Source organism: Halobiforma lacisalsi AJ5, assembly GCF_000226975.2.
In the GTDB taxonomy this organism is placed as follows: domain Archaea; phylum Halobacteriota; class Halobacteria; order Halobacteriales; family Natrialbaceae; genus Natronobacterium; species Natronobacterium lacisalsi.
In genome coordinates, this window is record NZ_CP019285.1 from 1,833,856 (window position 1) to 1,849,494 (window position 15,639).

At 69.0% G+C, this 15,639-nt stretch carries 20 protein-coding genes; 5 read left to right on the top strand and 15 right to left on the bottom strand.

The genetic code is table 11. From position 1 onward, the window contains the following. The first annotated feature begins 6 nt into the window (after positions 1 to 6). The gene (locus CHINAEXTREME_RS08740) at positions 7 to 891 is read left to right on the top strand and encodes a sulfurtransferase (protein WP_007143155.1); all 885 of its coding nucleotides are present in this window, start codon (positions 7 to 9) and stop codon (positions 889 to 891) included. A gap of 237 nt (positions 892 to 1,128) precedes the next feature. Then, a complete protein-coding gene (locus CHINAEXTREME_RS08745; RefSeq protein ID WP_007143156.1) occupies positions 1,129 to 1,332 on the top strand; it encodes a hypothetical protein in 204 nt (67 codons plus the stop codon). A 53-nt stretch (positions 1,333 to 1,385) separates the two neighbouring features. On the opposite strand, the gene CHINAEXTREME_RS08750 is transcribed toward CHINAEXTREME_RS08745, so the two are convergent. Continuing rightward, on the bottom strand, positions 1,386 to 2,435 hold the full coding sequence (locus tag CHINAEXTREME_RS08750) for an amidohydrolase family protein (protein ID WP_010546560.1): 1,050 nt from the start codon (positions 2,433 to 2,435) through the stop codon (positions 1,386 to 1,388). A gap of 107 nt (positions 2,436 to 2,542) precedes the next feature. Here CHINAEXTREME_RS08750 and CHINAEXTREME_RS08755 point away from each other — a divergent pair, with 107 nt between their 5' ends. After that, positions 2,543 to 3,076: a nucleoside-triphosphatase gene (locus CHINAEXTREME_RS08755; protein WP_007143158.1), complete on the top strand. Its 534-nt coding sequence runs from the start codon at positions 2,543 to 2,545 to the stop codon at positions 3,074 to 3,076. Positions 3,077 to 3,079: 3 nt separating this feature from the next. On the opposite strand, the gene CHINAEXTREME_RS08760 is transcribed toward CHINAEXTREME_RS08755, so the two are convergent. The 10 genes from CHINAEXTREME_RS08760 to CHINAEXTREME_RS08805 all read right to left on the bottom strand — a co-directional run bounded on the left by CHINAEXTREME_RS08760 (position 3,080) and on the right by CHINAEXTREME_RS08805 (position 11,378). Then, complete coding sequence (locus CHINAEXTREME_RS08760) at positions 3,080 to 3,301, bottom strand: hypothetical protein (RefSeq protein ID WP_007143159.1); 222 nt, start codon at positions 3,299 to 3,301, stop codon at positions 3,080 to 3,082. Positions 3,302 to 3,420: 119 nt separating this feature from the next. After that, positions 3,421 to 3,834 (bottom strand): hypothetical protein, encoded by a 414-nt coding sequence (locus CHINAEXTREME_RS08765; protein WP_007143160.1) that lies wholly within the window; start codon positions 3,832 to 3,834, stop codon positions 3,421 to 3,423. Positions 3,835 to 3,903: 69 nt separating this feature from the next. Further along, positions 3,904 to 4,761: an adenosylcobinamide amidohydrolase gene (locus tag CHINAEXTREME_RS08770; RefSeq protein WP_007143161.1), complete on the bottom strand. Its 858-nt coding sequence runs from the start codon at positions 4,759 to 4,761 to the stop codon at positions 3,904 to 3,906. Next, a complete protein-coding gene (cobD, locus tag CHINAEXTREME_RS08775) occupies positions 4,758 to 5,795 on the bottom strand; it encodes a threonine-phosphate decarboxylase CobD (protein WP_076738714.1) in 1,038 nt (345 codons plus the stop codon). Before cobD ends, CHINAEXTREME_RS08770 begins: the two co-directional genes overlap by 4 nt. A gap of 11 nt (positions 5,796 to 5,806) precedes the next feature. Then, positions 5,807 to 7,015 carry a nicotinate mononucleotide-dependent phosphoribosyltransferase CobT gene (gene cobT, locus CHINAEXTREME_RS08780; protein WP_007143163.1) on the bottom strand — a complete coding sequence of 403 codons (1,209 nt, stop codon included), beginning with the start codon at positions 7,013 to 7,015 and terminating at the stop codon, positions 5,807 to 5,809. Position 7,016: 1 nt separating this feature from the next. Continuing rightward, the gene (locus tag CHINAEXTREME_RS08785; protein ID WP_007143164.1) at positions 7,017 to 7,661 is read right to left on the bottom strand and encodes a GTP--adenosylcobinamide-phosphateguanylyl transferase; all 645 of its coding nucleotides are present in this window, start codon (positions 7,659 to 7,661) and stop codon (positions 7,017 to 7,019) included. Continuing rightward, positions 7,661 to 8,419, bottom strand: coding sequence for an adenosylcobinamide-GDP ribazoletransferase (gene cobS / locus CHINAEXTREME_RS08790; RefSeq protein ID WP_007143165.1), 759 nt, complete (start codon positions 8,417 to 8,419; stop codon positions 7,661 to 7,663). The genes CHINAEXTREME_RS08785 and cobS overlap by 1 nt, the downstream gene beginning before the upstream one ends. Further along, positions 8,416 to 9,459, bottom strand: a complete 1,044-nt coding sequence (cbiB, locus tag CHINAEXTREME_RS08795) for an adenosylcobinamide-phosphate synthase CbiB (RefSeq protein WP_007143166.1) — start codon at positions 9,457 to 9,459, stop codon at positions 8,416 to 8,418. Before cbiB ends, cobS begins: the two co-directional genes overlap by 4 nt. Further along, complete coding sequence (locus CHINAEXTREME_RS08800) at positions 9,434 to 10,084, bottom strand: HAD family hydrolase (RefSeq protein WP_007143167.1); 651 nt, start codon at positions 10,082 to 10,084, stop codon at positions 9,434 to 9,436. The genes cbiB and CHINAEXTREME_RS08800 overlap by 26 nt, the downstream gene beginning before the upstream one ends. A gap of 82 nt (positions 10,085 to 10,166) precedes the next feature. Continuing rightward, positions 10,167 to 11,378, bottom strand: a complete 1,212-nt coding sequence (locus CHINAEXTREME_RS08805) for a M24 family metallopeptidase (RefSeq protein WP_007143168.1) — start codon at positions 11,376 to 11,378, stop codon at positions 10,167 to 10,169. A gap of 211 nt (positions 11,379 to 11,589) precedes the next feature. On the opposite strand from CHINAEXTREME_RS08805, the gene CHINAEXTREME_RS08810 reads away from it, so the two are divergent. Continuing rightward, positions 11,590 to 12,057: a helix-turn-helix transcriptional regulator gene (locus CHINAEXTREME_RS08810; RefSeq protein ID WP_238593379.1), complete on the top strand. Its 468-nt coding sequence runs from the start codon at positions 11,590 to 11,592 to the stop codon at positions 12,055 to 12,057. A gap of 134 nt (positions 12,058 to 12,191) precedes the next feature. On the opposite strand, the gene CHINAEXTREME_RS08815 is transcribed toward CHINAEXTREME_RS08810, so the two are convergent. Beyond that, positions 12,192 to 12,803: a translation initiation factor IF-2 subunit beta gene (locus CHINAEXTREME_RS08815; RefSeq protein ID WP_007143170.1), complete on the bottom strand. Its 612-nt coding sequence runs from the start codon at positions 12,801 to 12,803 to the stop codon at positions 12,192 to 12,194. Positions 12,804 to 12,934: 131 nt separating this feature from the next. Beyond that, positions 12,935 to 13,339 (bottom strand): DUF5789 family protein, encoded by a 405-nt coding sequence (locus tag CHINAEXTREME_RS08820; protein ID WP_007143171.1) that lies wholly within the window; start codon positions 13,337 to 13,339, stop codon positions 12,935 to 12,937. 586 nt (positions 13,340 to 13,925) lie between these two features. On the opposite strand from CHINAEXTREME_RS08820, the gene CHINAEXTREME_RS08825 reads away from it, so the two are divergent. Beyond that, positions 13,926 to 14,375 carry a universal stress protein gene (locus CHINAEXTREME_RS08825; protein ID WP_007143172.1) on the top strand — a complete coding sequence of 150 codons (450 nt, stop codon included), beginning with the start codon at positions 13,926 to 13,928 and terminating at the stop codon, positions 14,373 to 14,375. Positions 14,376 to 14,893: 518 nt separating this feature from the next. Here the strand turns inward: CHINAEXTREME_RS08825 and CHINAEXTREME_RS21430 are convergent. Both CHINAEXTREME_RS21430 and CHINAEXTREME_RS08830 read right to left on the bottom strand, forming a co-directional pair. Next, positions 14,894 to 15,061, bottom strand: coding sequence for a hypothetical protein (locus CHINAEXTREME_RS21430; RefSeq protein ID WP_156875538.1), 168 nt, complete (start codon positions 15,059 to 15,061; stop codon positions 14,894 to 14,896). Next, the gene (locus CHINAEXTREME_RS08830) at positions 15,058 to 15,324 is read right to left on the bottom strand and encodes a hypothetical protein (protein ID WP_007143173.1); all 267 of its coding nucleotides are present in this window, start codon (positions 15,322 to 15,324) and stop codon (positions 15,058 to 15,060) included. Before CHINAEXTREME_RS08830 ends, CHINAEXTREME_RS21430 begins: the two co-directional genes overlap by 4 nt. Positions 15,325 to 15,639: the final 315 nt, after the last annotated feature.

Below are 15,639 nucleotides of genomic sequence, written 5' to 3' on the forward strand. Positions count from 1 at the left end.
GAACGCATGACGGACCACGACAGCGACGTCCTGGTTTCGGCGGACTGGGTCGAAGACCACCTCGAGGAGTTCCAGTCGGACGACCCCGACTATCGGATCGTCGAGGTCAACAGCCCCGAATCGCCCGAGGAGGGCGATTTCCCGTCGCGGTACGAGGAAGGTCATGCCCCGGGCGCGATCGGACTCCAGTGGGACGAGGACCTCTCGGATCAGGAGCAACGCGACATCCTCAGGAAGGACGACTTCGAGGAAGTCGTCGGCGAGCACGGCATCAGCGAGGACTCGACGGTCGTCTTCTACGGCGACGGCTGGATCCCCAACTGGTTCGCGCTGTTCGCCTACTGGGAGTTCAAGTACTACGGCCACGACGACGCCCGCGTCCTCGACGGCGGGAAAGACTACTGGGTGAACGAGGAGTATCCGCTGACCGACGAGGCGCCTGATTTCCCCTCCCATGAGTACACCGCGAGGGGTCCCTTCGAGAGCATCCGTGCGTACAAGGACGACGTCGATCAGGCCCGCGAGGCCGGCATCCCGATGGTCGACGTCCGCTCGCCAGAGGAGTTCTCCGGCGAGATCATCGCCCCCGAGGGACTGCAGGAGACCGCCCAGCGGGGCGGGCACATCCCCGGCGCGTCGAACGTGCCGGTCAAGACGAACCTGCGCGACGACGGCCGGTTCAAGGATCCCGACGAACTCGAGGAGCTGTACGCCGACGCGGGGATCGACGGCGACGAATCCGTCGTCACCTACTGTCGGGTCGGCGAGCGGTCGGCGATCGCCTGGTTCACGCTCCACGAGCTGCTCGGCTACGAGGACGTACACAACTACGACGGCTCGTGGACGGAGTGGGGGAATCTGATCCGCGCGCCGATCGAGAAGGGGGAGTGAGCGGTGCGACAGTCGGGTCTCGCAGCCATCGCTGGATGAAGCCGTGCGAGAGGAAGCGAAACCCGGAGGCGAACGGCGAACGGGGGAAGCCGTGAGCGAGGCGGGGCCGACCGAGTGAAACGATCGCGTCTCCCGAAAAACGCCATACGAGAAGGGGAACGGGCCGACTCGACTGATCCGCGTCCGCCGGCCAGCGCAAGCCACGGGCGTTTTCCGTCCGTTCCCCTTCCCTCGAGTATGGTGACGAACCCCGACGGCTGGGCAGATCTGCTGGAACACCTGAGCCTCGCCACGACGGTACTGGACGCGTCGATGGAGTTGTCGAAGGGACGGCGCAAGAGCGGCGCGGCGCTGCTCGGAGCGGCCGCGCTCTCCTCGCGGATTCCCGGCCTGGGGACCGCGGTCTCGGTCCTGATTCGGCTCTCCCGACGGCTCCGCTGATCGCCGTCGAGTTCGCGTTACATGGTACCGGAACCGACCGACAGCGGCCCGTCTCACCGCAACACGCTCTCGAGGTTACGGTAGCGGAGGTTCGCCCAGGCCTCGCGGCCGAGGTCGAACCGCTCGAAGAGGTCGACCTGCGGCACCTCCTGTCCGGGCGCGAGGTAGTCGGTCCCGAAGACCAGTTGCTCGTGGTGGTCCTCGAGGAACGACTGGGCGTACTCTTCGTCGCGCGTGAGCGCGTTCCAGCCCGAGAACCCCGACAGATCGCCGTAGAGGTTGTCGTACTCGGCGAGCAGTTCCGGCACGCGGCCCCCGGGCTCGATCGCTCCCGTCGGGTACTCGCTCAGGTCGTCCGCCCCGACGTCCGCCGAGATGTGGGCCCACCAGCCGTGAGCGTGGGCGAGGAAGTCCAGCCCCGGGTACGAGGCCAGCACGTCCTCGAGGCGAGGTAGTCCGACCTCGTCGGTCATCGCCTTCTCGTCGGTGTGAAAGAGGATCGGCAGCCCCCGGTCGGCACAGCGCTCGTAGATGGCCGCCAGGCGGTCGTCGTCGATCGGCAAGCCGGCCTTGAGTTCGCCGAAGCCGCGGGCTCCGCGGTCGATGTATCGGTCGAGCAGGCTCGTAACGGCCCCGAAATTGTCCTCGTAGACGAGCGTACGCGGATCGACCGTACAGAACGGAATCAGGCGATCAGGGTGGGCCGTGACCTCCTCGAGTACCCACCAGCTCGGGGCCTGGACGGGGTAGCTCTCGGGCGAGTCCAGCGCGAGGACGACCGCGCGGTCGACCCCGTTCTCGTCCAGCCACTCGACGAGGTCGTCGGCCGAGAGGGGGGACCTGTCAAGCGTCTCTACCGGGGTCAGGTGGGTGTGGGCGTCGATGAGCGGCAGGTCTTCGCCGTCGTCGGTCCCGGCCTCTGACTCTCCGGGCGACGCTGCCGGTTCTCGACCGGAGGACGCCCCGAAACCGGCCGTACCGATCCACCCGACGGGTCCGAAGCTTCCTGCAGTCCCGGCTGCGGTTCCGGCGAGAAACCGCCGTCGGGTCGGACTCGAGCGATCGACCGAGGGCGAACGATCTCCGTCCGGCGGACGAACCATACCGATCCGTCCCACGCGCCGGGTGAAAGTCGACGGGGGGACCGGTCGCCGTTCCGACCGATCGGCGGGCCGAAGTACTGAGGACCGCGTCGACCGTAGCGCCGGCCGTGCCCAACAACGCGCTCGTGACGGGTCCGCCTCGCAGCGGCAAGACGACCGCGCTCGAGCGAACGGTCGAACGACTCCGCGACCGCGGCCTCCGCGTCCGCGGCCTGGCTGCCCCCGAGATCCGCGAGGAGGGCGACCGAGTCGGGTTTGAGGTCGTCGCGATCGGCGGGGACCCGCGGGCGGTGATGGCCCACGTCGAGTACGACGAGCCCCGGGTCGGCAAGTACGGGGTCGACGTCGCGGCGATCGATCGACTTGCGGGAACGCTCGAGGCGGCGATCGAGAGCGGGGGTGCCGACTGCATCGTGATCGACGAGATCGCGCCGATGCAACTCGAGAGCGACCGCTTTCGAACGGCGACGGAACGGGCGCTCGACGCGTCGGTCCCGACCGTCGCCGCGGTCGCGGACGGGACCGCGGGACCGCTCGGCGAGGTCAAGTCCCGCCCGGACGTCGAGACGTTCGCGGTCGAGCCCGGGACCCGCGACGCGCTGCCGGAGCGACTCCTCGAGCGGGTTCGCGGGTGGCGCTGACCGCTATCGGCCCGTCTCCTCGAGAACCAGGTACGTCCGGTGGCCGCGGTGCTCGAGCGAGACGCGGTCGGTGTCGACGCTCTCCGCGACGAACTCCTCGATGCCGTCGGCGCGGAGATCGGTGACGTCGATCCGTCGCCGGTCCGGGTCGACGTTCCCGTCGACGTCCGCGGGTCGGTCGTCGGCCGCGTTCGGATCGCCGGTCGCGTCTACGATGAGTGCCATACCGTTCGATTCGGCGGACAGTACGTCAAACCGATCCGTCCGGAGTGAAAGTGAAAGTGCGCGAACGCGTCGGGTCTCGACTGGCGACCCCGTGGACGGGTCGCCAGGAGTGTAACGAGTCAGCCGAGCGGCTTGACCTCGACCTCGCGGCGCTCGCCGTCGACCTCGAGCGCGACGGCGTCGACGATCGCGTCGGCCGCCCGCTCCTGCCACTCCTCGACGGCCTCCGCGTGGCGCTTGCGGATCCGCTCGGCCTCCGCGTCGTCGACCGCCTCAAGTTCCCCCTCGAGTTCGGGGTACTCCTCGAGGACGTCGTCCTCGATCACCTCGGCCGCCGACACGTGGACCGCGCCGGTGACGTGTGCGTCGTCGACCCGGTAAACGTGGATCCGGGCCCGCATCCGGCCGTGGAACGGCGGGGTGATCCGGAGGACGGCTTCGCCGGGGTTCTCGCGCGTGTAGACGTAGGCGTCGACGGCGTCGTCGGGGGAGATAGCGATCGACTGGATCACGGACGGGTCGTCGTCGGCCATCGCTCGAGGGTTGTGGTTGGATCGGTATAATTGGCGCGCACGGCCGGTGCCGGAACGGCGGAGCTACGCTCACGCTCGATCGCTCGAGGGGCCGGGCTCCGCTCCCGGCTGCTCTTCCGCGGGCGGTCGGAACACGGCCGCCCGGGCGTCCGTCGAGACGCCGTAGGTCGCGTCCTCGCTCGAGTCCGGAAGCGTCTCGTCCCGGTCCGCGTAGTGGGCCTCGAGCGAGGCGCTGACGGCGTCCCGGACGCAGGCCCGCGTCGCCGCGCCGACCTCGGTGGCGCTGCCGGAGAACGACCGTGGGTCGCCGGTCGGGTCGTGACCGACGACGACCGCGTCGGTCGTCGTCCCCGGGAACCCGGCTTCGGCGAGCAACGTCGCGGCCTTCGCCTCCGCGGCGACCGCGACCAGGTTCGCCAGCGCGCCGGGGGCGAGCGTTCGCGTGGTCCCGACGAGGACGTTGACCGTTCCCGGCTCCGGCGACTCGGTGCGGGACTGGAGCGGGTCGGGCAGCGACTCCCCGTCGGGATCCGGCTCGCTCGCCTCGAGGGCCTCGCCGATGGGCAGCGCCGCCGGGTTCGAGATGCCGGCGGTCGCGTAGGCGGTGACCGGTCCACAGCGGGCCCCGCGGGCGTCCGCCATGTCGACGCCGGTGAGCAAGACGGGACCGCGATCCGCGGACTCGGGCGGGTGGATCCCCGCACGGTCCAGCCGTTCGCCGACGTAGCGCTCGAGGTCGGTCCGCTCCCATCCCTCGGGAACGGAGACGTTGTACGCGCAGTCGGCGCGTTTCCGGCCGCCGTGCCACCCGGTCGAGAGCCACTCGGTCGGCGCGTCCGTTCCGGACCGGGTAACCCGCAACACGCCGTCGCGCCGGATCGCCTCGTAGTCGGCCTCGAGCGCGTCGGGGTCCGGTTCCCCGGTCATCGGTTCTCCCCCTCATCTGCGCCGTCGCCGACGCCGAGCGCCTCGAGCAGCCGATCGTTCGCTTCTCGATCCTTGACCGCGACCCGGATATGCGAGTCCAGGCCGCGGAACGTCCGCGCGTCCCGGACGGCGACTCCGTCCTCGCGAGCCGACGCGAGCACGTCGTCGACCGACTCGTCCCCGACGTCACACAGCAGATACGGCGCGTCTGAGGGGGTGACGTCGAACCGCCCCCCCAGGGCGCGGGCCAGTCGGTCGCGCTCGCGGGCGACCCGCTCGCGCGTCTCGGCGACGAAATCCGCCTGACGCAGGCAGTGTGCGCCGACCCGGGCCGAGGGCGTCCCCAGCGACCACGCACGCCTGGCCGTCTCGAGGGCATCGCGGCGCTCGCCGCAGGCGACGGCGAAGCCGGCCCGCAGCCCGGGCAGCCCGAACAGTTTGGTGAGCGAGCGAGCGACGATGACGTGCTCGCCGGTGACCGTCGCGGCCGACGGCAACTCGGTGAACCCGAGAAAGGCCTCGTCGACCAGCAGCGTCGTTCCGGCATCCGCACAGCGATCGGAAAGCGCCGCCAGCGCGTCCGGGTCGGCCGCTTCCCCGGTCGGGTTGTTCGGCGTACAGACGACCGCGAGGTCGACCTCCTCGAGCAGGGGAGTGCGGACCTCGAGCAGGTCGTCGGAGCGGACGAACTGCGGGCTGGCTCCCTGCAACTGGACCTCGCGGGCGTACTCGCCGAAACTGGGGTAGGGGACCAGCGCCGCGTCGCCGGCCTCGAGTTCGCACTCGAGGGCCAGCCGGATCGCCGCCAGCCCGCCCGCCGTCGGGATCACGTGCTCGGGCTCGCAGCCGACGAACGCCGCCGCGGCCGCGCGGAAGTCCGGGTAGTCGTCGTCGGGGTAGCGACGCGCGTCCTCGAAGGCGTCCGTGTAGACGTCCCGGACGCCGTCCGGCGTTCGGGGATTGGTGTTGGCCGAGAAGTCGAGCAGGTCACGGTCGGGTTCGCCGCCGTGGGGGGCCCGCTCGACACGGCGCATTGCGTCGGGGTTCACGATCGTTCCTCCGGATCGTTCCGGGTGGGACTGTCGCGTTCGAACCGGTCATCACGTTCGAATCGGCCGTCACGTTCGAATCGGCCGTCACGCTCGAACCGGTCATCTCGCTCGAGTCGGTCATCACGTTCGAACCGGTCATCTCGCTCGAGTCGGTCGCCATGGCCGGTACGGCCGTTCACCTCGTTTCCATCACTCTCCTCGTCTCCGTTTTTGCCTTCGTCGTCACCGATCCCTAGCCGCGAGCACACCGTCTCGACCTGGTCTCGAACCGCCGGCATCCGCCCTTCCGGGACCAGCGAGAGCGCGCCACCCATCGCCACGCCCTCCTTGGCCTCGCCGGCGCAGTACCGTTCCATCGCCGTGTGCTCGCGCCGGTCGAAGCCGGGATCGGTCACCGTCAGGTCACAGTCGAGGCGCTTGCAGGTCTCCTCGAGGCCGTCGGCCGACTCGGAGACGAACGAGGTCGTCGCGATCGTAAGCGTCGCACCGACGCCCGCGTGCCGGAGCAGCGCCGCGACGGCGACCATCTGCGTGCCGCCGGCAAGCGTCACGTCGGCACCGGATTCGGCGGCACCGGCGGCGATCCCGGCGACCGTCGGCTGGACGGGGTCGCCGACGGCTCGGATCGCCGCGAGCGGATCGCCCTCGCAATCGCCGGGCGTCAGGTCGCTGGCGGACAGCGCCTCGTCGACGACCCGCCGTTTCCGGTCGATCGGGTTCTCGGGGAGCGAGGAGGAGACGGTCGCGGGCTCGCCGAGGGCCGTGAGGACGCCGAGGGCGGTCGTCGTCCCGCCGGGAACGGTCTCGCCGATCACGAGTTCGTCGTCCGGCAGGCTCGATCCGAAGCCGTGTGCGCGGTCGTAGATCGCCGCAGCGTCCGGTACGGCCGACGGTTCGCGGATGTCGGCTCCCGGATCGACGCCGAGGTCGACGGTCGCCGCGCCGGTCGGTTCGGCGAGGCCGGCGTCGATCACGGTCGCGTCGAAGCCGACGACCTCGCGGACGGCCCGTGTGATCGCGGCCGGCGTCGGACAGCCGCTCGGGCTCACGGGCGTCACGGGCGCGGCCGTCGGCCGGCCGTACTCGAGGATCTCGGCGTCGGCGGGCGGCGTGTGGGCCATCAGCTCCGGCGACGCGCCGGCGGCGCTGATGCCGTCGATCAGGGCCGTCTCGGTCGTCCCGGCGACGAGGAGGACGCGCATCTCAGCACACCTCCCGGTCGAACCCCTCCTCGAGGAGGGATTCGGCGACGCGGGCGTCTTCGAGCCGGTTCACGTTGACCGCGAGTCGGGGGTCGTAGCTGACGTGCATGGTATCGTTCTGGTTGGAATTCGTGTTCGAATTCGTGTTCGTGTTCGGGTTCGAAGTCGAGTTCGAGTCCGAATCGGCATCGCCGACCACGTTGGCTCCGGTCGGCGCGAGGTGGGGAGCCGCCTCGAGTCGCGAATCGACGCCGACGCCGAGCCGGCGCTTGAGCGCTACGGGCACGGAGACCGTCAGCGAGCCGTCACCCTCGTGGACCGCGAGGACGCGATCGACGACCTCGGGCGCGAGCAGCGGCAGGTCGGCCGCGACCGACAGTATCGGTGGCGAGATGACTGGCGCCTCGAGGGCCGCGAGGAGGTCCGCGACGTAGCCGTCGCCGGGCGTCTCTACCGTCCGGACGCAATCGTCGTCCTCGAGGTGGGCCCGCGTCCCGGGGGCGTTCGGCGAGACCGCGGCGTGGATCGTCTCGATCTCGCTTTCGGCCAGCGCGGCGACGACGCGGTCGATCATCGGGTCCCCCGCGATCGGGTGCAGAGGCTTCTCGTGGCGGCTCTCGAGGCGGCTCCCCTTCCCACCACACATCACAAGAGCGTCCACGCGATCACCCCCGCGTGGACGCCGGCGACGCGTCCGATTTCGTTGGCCGCGCCGAAGATGTCGCCGTTGATACCCCCCAGGTTCCGGTTCGCCCAGTACCAGGGGAGAGCGATGCCGGCGACCGCGGCGGGGACGGCGATCGCGCCGGGCCGCGGCCAGCTAAGCGCCGCGGCCGCGAGGACGACGCCCGCCGGAAGGACGAACGCACTGGGACTCGAGCCGTCCGTGAACTGCCGGCCCATCCCCTCGTAGCTCGCCGCGCCGAAACAGGCCATCGCGGCCATCCCGAGTTTCGTGCCGACCTCGGCGCCGATCGCGACGCCGACGGCGGCCGTCGTCGGGAGGTCCGCGAGGCCGAGCGCGCCGAGGCCGAGCGCGACGACGACCAGCGCAACGGCGAGAGCGGCCCCGACGCCGGTCGTCGTGTCTTTCAGCACCTCGCAGCGGCGCTCGAGGCCGCCGTGGACGACCGCGGCGTCGCCCAGGTCCGCAACGCCGTCGAGGTGGTGGACCCCCGTTACGGCGTAGACGGCAAGCAGGTAACCAAGCGCGACGGTCGGTCCGGCGAGCCATCCGGCGGCGAGCAGGGGGACTGCCGCGAGCACGCCGGCCGCGAGGCCGACGACGGGGAAGGCTGCGGGCGTCGTCCGGAAGGCCTCCCAGTCCCCGTCCCGGTGGGAGACCGGCAGGCGCGTCAGAAAGCCTATCGCGCCCCGGATCGCGCCGGTCCAGCGCCGGATCATGGGCGACCCACCTCCGGCAGCGACGCTCCCGGCTCCAGGCCGGCCACGAGCGCCACACCGACCGCGACGGCGAGGGCGATGGCGAGGGCGACGGCGACCACCACCGCGACGAGCGCTGCCCGCCGGACGAGCGCGACGGCCCGCCGGCCGTCCTCGAGCGTCGGCAGATCGGCCTCGGCGTGCAGGTCGTACGCGTCGCGTTTTCGCAGCCGAACCTCGAGGACGTGAGCGAGGGTTGCCATCGGCCACCCGGAGTTGGGCGAGGCCGGCCGGCGGGCGTCCGCTCGAGCGCGAGCGACGGCGAGCGGGTCGGCCCCGGCGACGGCGATCGCGGCCGCGGTAACCCGGGCCGGGACCCACATGACGAGGTCGTCGAGGCGGGCGCTCGCCGTGCCGATCGGCTTCGACGGGTAGCCGAGCATCGAGTCGAGCGTGTTGACGCCCTTGACCCACGCGGCTGCCGCGGCCGCCGCGGGCAGCGACAGCGGCGCGAGGACGGCGAAGGGGAGCAGGGTCGCGATCAGGCCGTCGGAGAGGTTCTCCGCGGCGCTCTCGACCGCGGCGCTCCGGAGTTCCGCCGGCGAGAGCGCCGACGTGTCCCGGCCGACCAGTCCGCGAACGCGTTCCCGCGCGGTATCGAGGTCACCCTCGGCCTCGGCCCCGCCCTCCGTGGCCGCGAGGACTTCCCCGGTCAACTCGAGCAGCGAGCGCAGGCTGGTCGCGGTAAAGAGGACGAGGCCGGCGACGGCCGCGCCGGCGAGCGGGTGGAGGTAGCTCGCCCCCAGGACGACACCGGCGGCGACGGCCGCGGGAACCAGCGGCGCGAATAGCGCGATCCCGACGCCGACCAGTCGCTGGCCGGTCGGCGAGTCGGTCCACTCCCGGTCGAGCGCACCCACGAGCTTCCCGAACCAGGCGACCGGATGGGCGGCGGTCGGCGGCTCCCCGACCAGCGGATCGAGGACGAACGCGAGCGCGAACGCGACCACGACCGTCGTCACCGTCACGGCCGCGTCACCCCGCCCCCCCGCTCGAGTCATCCTCGAGCAGCTCCGCGAGTCGGTCGGGAACCGCCGCGAGCGGCGTCTCCTCCAGGACGATCGCCCGGCCGCCGACTCCCTCGATCCCGCCGTCGGTTCGCGGGTCGTCGCCGACGTGGATCAATTCCTCGGGGGCGACGCCGAGTTCGTCCGCCGTCTGCTCGAAGATCTCCGGAGACGGTTTGCGCCAGCCACAGGCGACGCTCGAGACGACGGCGTCGAAGTCGTCGCGCGAGAAGTCGGACCTCACGAGCGTCCGGCCGACGAGTTCTGGCACGCTGCAGTTCGAACAGAGGGCGACGGGGCCGTGCTCCCGGGCGGCCTCGAGAGCCTCCCGCGCGCCGTCCCGGGTTTCGACGGCGGGGTCGAACGCCGAGACGACCGCCCGCCGCGGGACGTTGCCGGAAGGGTGAACACCGCGGCTCGCGAGCGCGCGGGCGACGTGGGCGTGCAGCGGCACCTCGGCACCCTCGGGCGCGTCGACGTGGGGTTCGCGGTAGGCGTCGCTCCAGTCGTCCGGGACGTCGACGCCGCGGTCCGCCAGGGCGTCGGCGACGGTCGCGGCGGGATCGTCGGGAGTGTCGGCGGACACGAGCGTGCCGAAGAGATCGAACGAAACTGCCACGTACGTGTGACTAGCGCAACTGAACTTTAGGTTCGCGGTTCGCCCCGGTCCGCCGCCGGCGAACTGCGAGGGTCGATTCGCGTTACTCGAGGCGAACGACGTTCGACTCGAGGTCGCGCGGATAGTAGGTGAGCCACTCGATCCCGTCCTCGGTGACGGCGATCGTATCGGAGTGGCGGTAGCCGTAGGTCTCCGTGTAGATGCCCGGTTCGATCGTCCAGACGTGACCGGGTTGCATCAGGGCGTCCTCCTCGTCGTACTCCGTGTGTTCGCTCTCGCAGTGGTCGCCCCAGCCCTCGTCGATGTACGGCGGCTCGTGGCCGCCCATGCCGATGTTGTGTCCGACGTGGTGCTGGGCGAGGTCGGCGACGCCCTGTTCCTCGAAGTACGCCTCGACTGCCCGGTCGACGGCCGCGATCGGCACGCCCGGCCCGAGTTCGTCGATCGCGATCTCCTGGGCTTCCTTCATGAGTTCGAAGTAGTGGACCTGCTCGTCGCTCGGCTCGCCGACGAACATCGTGCGCTCGAGTTCGGAGTAGTAGCCGTCGACGTTCGCGCTCGCGCCCGTCACGAGGACGTCGCCCTCCTCGAGTCGCCGGTTCGCGGTGTGGCCGTGCGGGAGTCGGGTTTGCTCGCCCGTGATGTAGCCCGCGTGGACCGGCCCGTCGCCACGGGTGCGCGCGACGTACTGGTCTCCCAGGGTGTCGAGCATCGCCCGCGAGGCCTCCATCGACGCACGCTGGCTCACCGTCGCCGGGTGAGCCCCGGGTTCGGTGTGGTCCGCGAGATAGCGGTGTCCGAGGTTCGCCCACTTGGCGGACTCGCGGATCAGGTCGAGTTCGGCGTCGGACTTCTCCCAGCGCATCCGGCTCACCCAGTTCTGAGTCTCGACCTCGAAGAACTCCGACAGCGCCGGCCCCTGGTAGCCCATCGTCCCCGGTGCGCCGTCGGCGTCGGCCGCGACGCTTTCCGCGCCGAGGTCCTCGAGCATCCCGACTGCAGTCCGGATCGGCTCGCCGCCGGGGTAGTCCCGGTAGTGGTGGACGGCGTCGATCCGCGGGTTCGGCTCGACCCGCTCGACCTCGAGCCGCGGGACCGTGATCTCGACTCGCCCGTCGGTGACCGCAAGGACGACGGGCCGTTCGGTCTGGATGTGGTCGAAGCCGGTGAGATACTCGATGCTCGTCGCGCCGAACCAGACGCCCGCGTCGGCGGCGGCATCGGTCTCGACGAGTCGGTCGCGGACTGCGGCGAGGCGCGTTCGGAACTCCTCGGCCGGAAGCTGTGTAGACATACGAGTAACGAGGACGGACGGGCACCAAAAGCGTTCAGGAGGGTGCCGGGCGCTGCCGGTTCTCGATCCGTTCGCGACCGCCGGATCTTCGCCCCCTTTGGACGGAGTTGTGCATAGCCCTTTCCGGACTCCACCGGAGGAACCCCGTATGTTCGATCGACTACCGCTCCCCGCCCGCTCGACCGTACTGCGACCGAGGTTGCCCCGTTCCGTGGGAGTCGCGTCCGTCCTCGAGCGGCTAGTGAAACGGCTCGGTCTCGGGGACTATCTCGATGCTGGTGGGTGGACCGACGACACTCGGACCGACACGGCCGAATCCTCGGATGAGACCAATACGGACCTCGACCCTGACCCGAACTCCGACGATTCTACCGACGACGCCGAAGCCCCGGCCAGGACCGCTGCCGTGCTCGACCCCGAGAGCGCTCCCACCAGCCGCGGCGAAATCCTCGAGTACGGCCTCTCGCCGGCCGAGTACGTTCGCCTCGTCCTCGAGGCGAACGACGGCTGGGTACCTCAGCGGCGGTTCGTCGAGACCTACGGCTGGTCGCCGTCGACGATCGGTCGACTCCTCTCGGATCTGGAAGAGGAGGGCGTAATCTCTCGGTACGAACGTGTCCGACGAAAGATCGTCTGTCTCCCGGCGGTCGAACTGCCGTCGTACGAGCGGGGTCAGTGAGTCGGCGGCGGTCCCGGGAGTCGCCGGTCGCGGATCGGCGGTCGACCCGTGGAGAAAAAAGGAACCGAGCCGTGATCGCGATTCCGGACCCGCGATCCGATCGACGGCGCGGGGCGCCGTCCGTCTTCGGCCGATCAGTCCAGGCGCGCGAACGCCAGGTTGCCCGAGATGTTCTTGATGTAGATGTCGACCACGTCCCCCTCCTCCGCGCCGGGGACGAAGATCGTGTACTCGCCTTTCTCGGCGACGCCGTCGCCCTTGCGGCCGGTGCCGGTGATCTCGACGGTGTACGTTTCGCCCTCTTCGACGGCTTCTGCCTGCTGTTCCTGCCCGCTGCTCGTCGAGCGTTTCGTGACCGGGCGGAAGGCCCCACAGGCATCACAGCGCAGCATCGGAGTACGGTCCTCGCGGACGAGGCGGGTGTCCGGGAGGCCACACTCCGAACACAGGACGTACTCGTCGACGTAGGCGTCGACGGCGGCATCGAAGTCCTGCTGGGAGAAGGTCCCGTTGTACCGGGCACGGCCGTCGTCGAGTTTGCCGCTGGTCCCGAGTTCGCGCTGGATGAACCGGTGGACGTGCTCCGTCTCACGCGAAAGGACGTCGGCGATATCGTCGACGTTCTTGAACCGGGTAAACGCACCGTCCTTCTGGACCTCGGCGTCCGGGATCTGTAACCGCTGTTCGTCGCCCCCGATGTCGGGGACGTCTTCCATCGCTCGGTCGAGACTCGATTCGTAATCCATACGCGAACGAAGACGATGGGAACGTAAATCGGTTCTGCTATCACTGTCCGCCCGCCCGCGAGCGGTTGTGGCCCGTCCGCTCGAGGGGGGAATACGGACTCGAGGGCGGAAACCGCCCTTCGTTCGAACGGTCAGTACGTACTGCTGCCGCTCTCGCCCAGCGACCCCTGCTTTTCCTCGTCGAGTTCTCCGAGATCGCGTTCGGGGTTCGCCTCGTGGCGGTCGCCGGCCTCGCCCGTGATCTCGCCGTAGACTGCCTCTCGCACCTCTTCGGGCGAGTCGTACTGTTCGCCGACGAGCCGGTCGAAGACGCTGCCCAGCGACTCCGTCTCGTTCGGCATGTCGATCGGCTCGTTGCCGTACTCGGCGGCGATCTCCTCGCTGGTGATCGGATACTCGAGTTCGCCGAGGTGGGACTCGACCTCCTCGAGGATCGATTCGGTCTGTTCGGCACGGGCCGATTTCCGCTGCTCGGCACTGTCCTGTGCTCGGTCTCGGTCCCGGTCCCGCTCGCGACCTGAATCGTTACCGCTCATGGGGGTGAGTTCCCTGACCCGGCGGAAAAGGAACTGGCTGGCGCTTGCCGGGAGTCGCCGACATCGGTCGCCTGTCGGCCTTCGACCTCGAAGCGTCGGATCCGTCGTTTGCCCCCGTCCACCGACTTATCCTGACGGACGGGGATATACGGCTGCTGGCGGTAGCGTAACCACCACACCATCACCATCACCATCACCACCCCCCTACCAGCTACCGCTGGCATCGTTTCTCCCGCGTTCTCGAGCGGGAACGCAGGTACGTCCAGCGCGGCTACGGGAGTCGACAGCCGGACTCGAGGGCCGATCGCGCCGCGTCAGCCCGTGATCCGTCCCCACACCTTTGACTGGCTTGCACACTGTCCAGCGACAGTTTATGTGTCCGGAGTACCAACTGAACACCGACCCTGGTAGGTGGCGCGTTGCCCGACGGCTACCTCTTTTCCAGGGTCGCTCCGGTCGTTCGAGAGCGGCGCTGCCATGTCTCAGCCCTGCGACCGCCCGTACTCGTCCGATCACGCTTCCGGTCGCTTCCAGGGCGACGAGAACAGGGTACAGCTACTTGTAGGAGGCAAGACAGTATCTCGATATGGTAATACTTGCTGCTGTAGACGAAAGCGAACGCGCGAAAGACGTCGCCGAAACCGCCTACGACCTCGCTGCGGCCTACGACGACACGCTCGTCCCGTTCCACGCGATCCCGAACGAGGAATATAGCGCACACAAAGCGTCACTGGAGGGAATTCCCGGTATGCAGGATCTCTCTATCAGCCAGGAGGAAGACAGCGCCAAGGAGTTCGCGAGGAAGATCGTCCTCGAGAGCGTCGACGACGTCGACCTCGACAGGATCCAGCCGGAGGGACGCGTCGGGGACGTTACCGAAAGTATCCTCTCCCGGGCGGACTCGCTCGAGCCCCGGTATCTGGTCATCGGCGGTCGCCGACTCTCGCCGACGGGCAAAGCGCTGTTCGGAAACACGACACAGCAGGTGCTGTTGAACGCCGACTGCCCCGTGGTCACCCTCATGGACGACGAGTAAACCGTCGGTTCGCGGTCGACCACTGTGTCGGTCCGATTTTTCGAGCCACAAACGCCACGCACGGTGATTCCCCGGACGCGTTCGTAGACGTTGGCCAGTAGCTTTACCACCGGATGGTTCCAACCAACAACCGGCAGGGAGATTGGGGGTTCAGTCAGCGCGACCGATCCGTCCGACACGTGACGTGACCACCCCTGCCCACACCCGTCACACGCCCACCACGGGTTCCTCGTCACCCTGTGACGACGTTCGAGATCGTTCAACCGGCCGCCGGATTCGGCCGGCGGCTTTCCTTCCGAACACGCGACGGTACTCGAGCGTACGGTTCAGCCGCGATTCACCGTCGACAGTCGTCGCGAACGGCCTCAGATGGCCAATAAACTTACTACAACGGCAGAGCAATTGCCGAACAGGCAGGGATTGGGGGTATCACTCGTTTCGCGATTGATGCCGTCCGCTACGTGACTCCCTGCCATCACGTGCCCGTCCACCACCACACTTCCCGATCACCCACTCCATTACGGGCACCCCTTTCCTGAGTCGACTCGAGCAACGGCGAATACCGGGTCCTCGAGCGTGTACGAGCGACTCGAGATCACCGACAGCGGAGAGCACTCCTCGACGAAACACTCGACGCGGGTGAACTCGAGGCTATCGCGAACGTCGAGGAATGAGATCGTGGTCACCGAAGCTCGCCTTTGACCAGTTCGACGGCTTCCGACACCCAGCCGGGCATCTGACGGGCAGGCGGGTCACGATCGACACACCGACCGTTCTCGTCGAACTCGAGGATCCACTCGTCTTCGCCGTGCTCGAGCGTGACCGTTCGGCCGCCGTCCTTCTCGTACGCGAGTTCCAGACTCGCTCGGGCTGGCTCCCCCGGGGGAACGTCCATCTCGAGGTCGCTCTCGAGGTCGATGTCGATTCGGCGGTGGTTGGATGTCGACATGACAACTGGAGAGTGGAACGGAAGTAGCTTAAACACCCCTTGCAACTCCGAATAGTCAAGAGAGGCCAACCGTCGCGGGGACGAGTGACGAACGGTGACTCTCTCGGCTTGCTCCTCGAGCAGGACTACGTTGCCCCGGTCATCGGAAGGCCACCAAGCGGGCCCTGTGGTTATCTCCCTCGGCTATGGGTTCGATCGGCTATTCGCGGTCGGAGTCACTACCCGTCCGCAACGATGATATCGTCAGCGTAATCGAAGCCCGTCTCTTCGCTTTCTTTCTCCCGCTCGAGTTGCTGGATCGCTTGCTTGACGTCT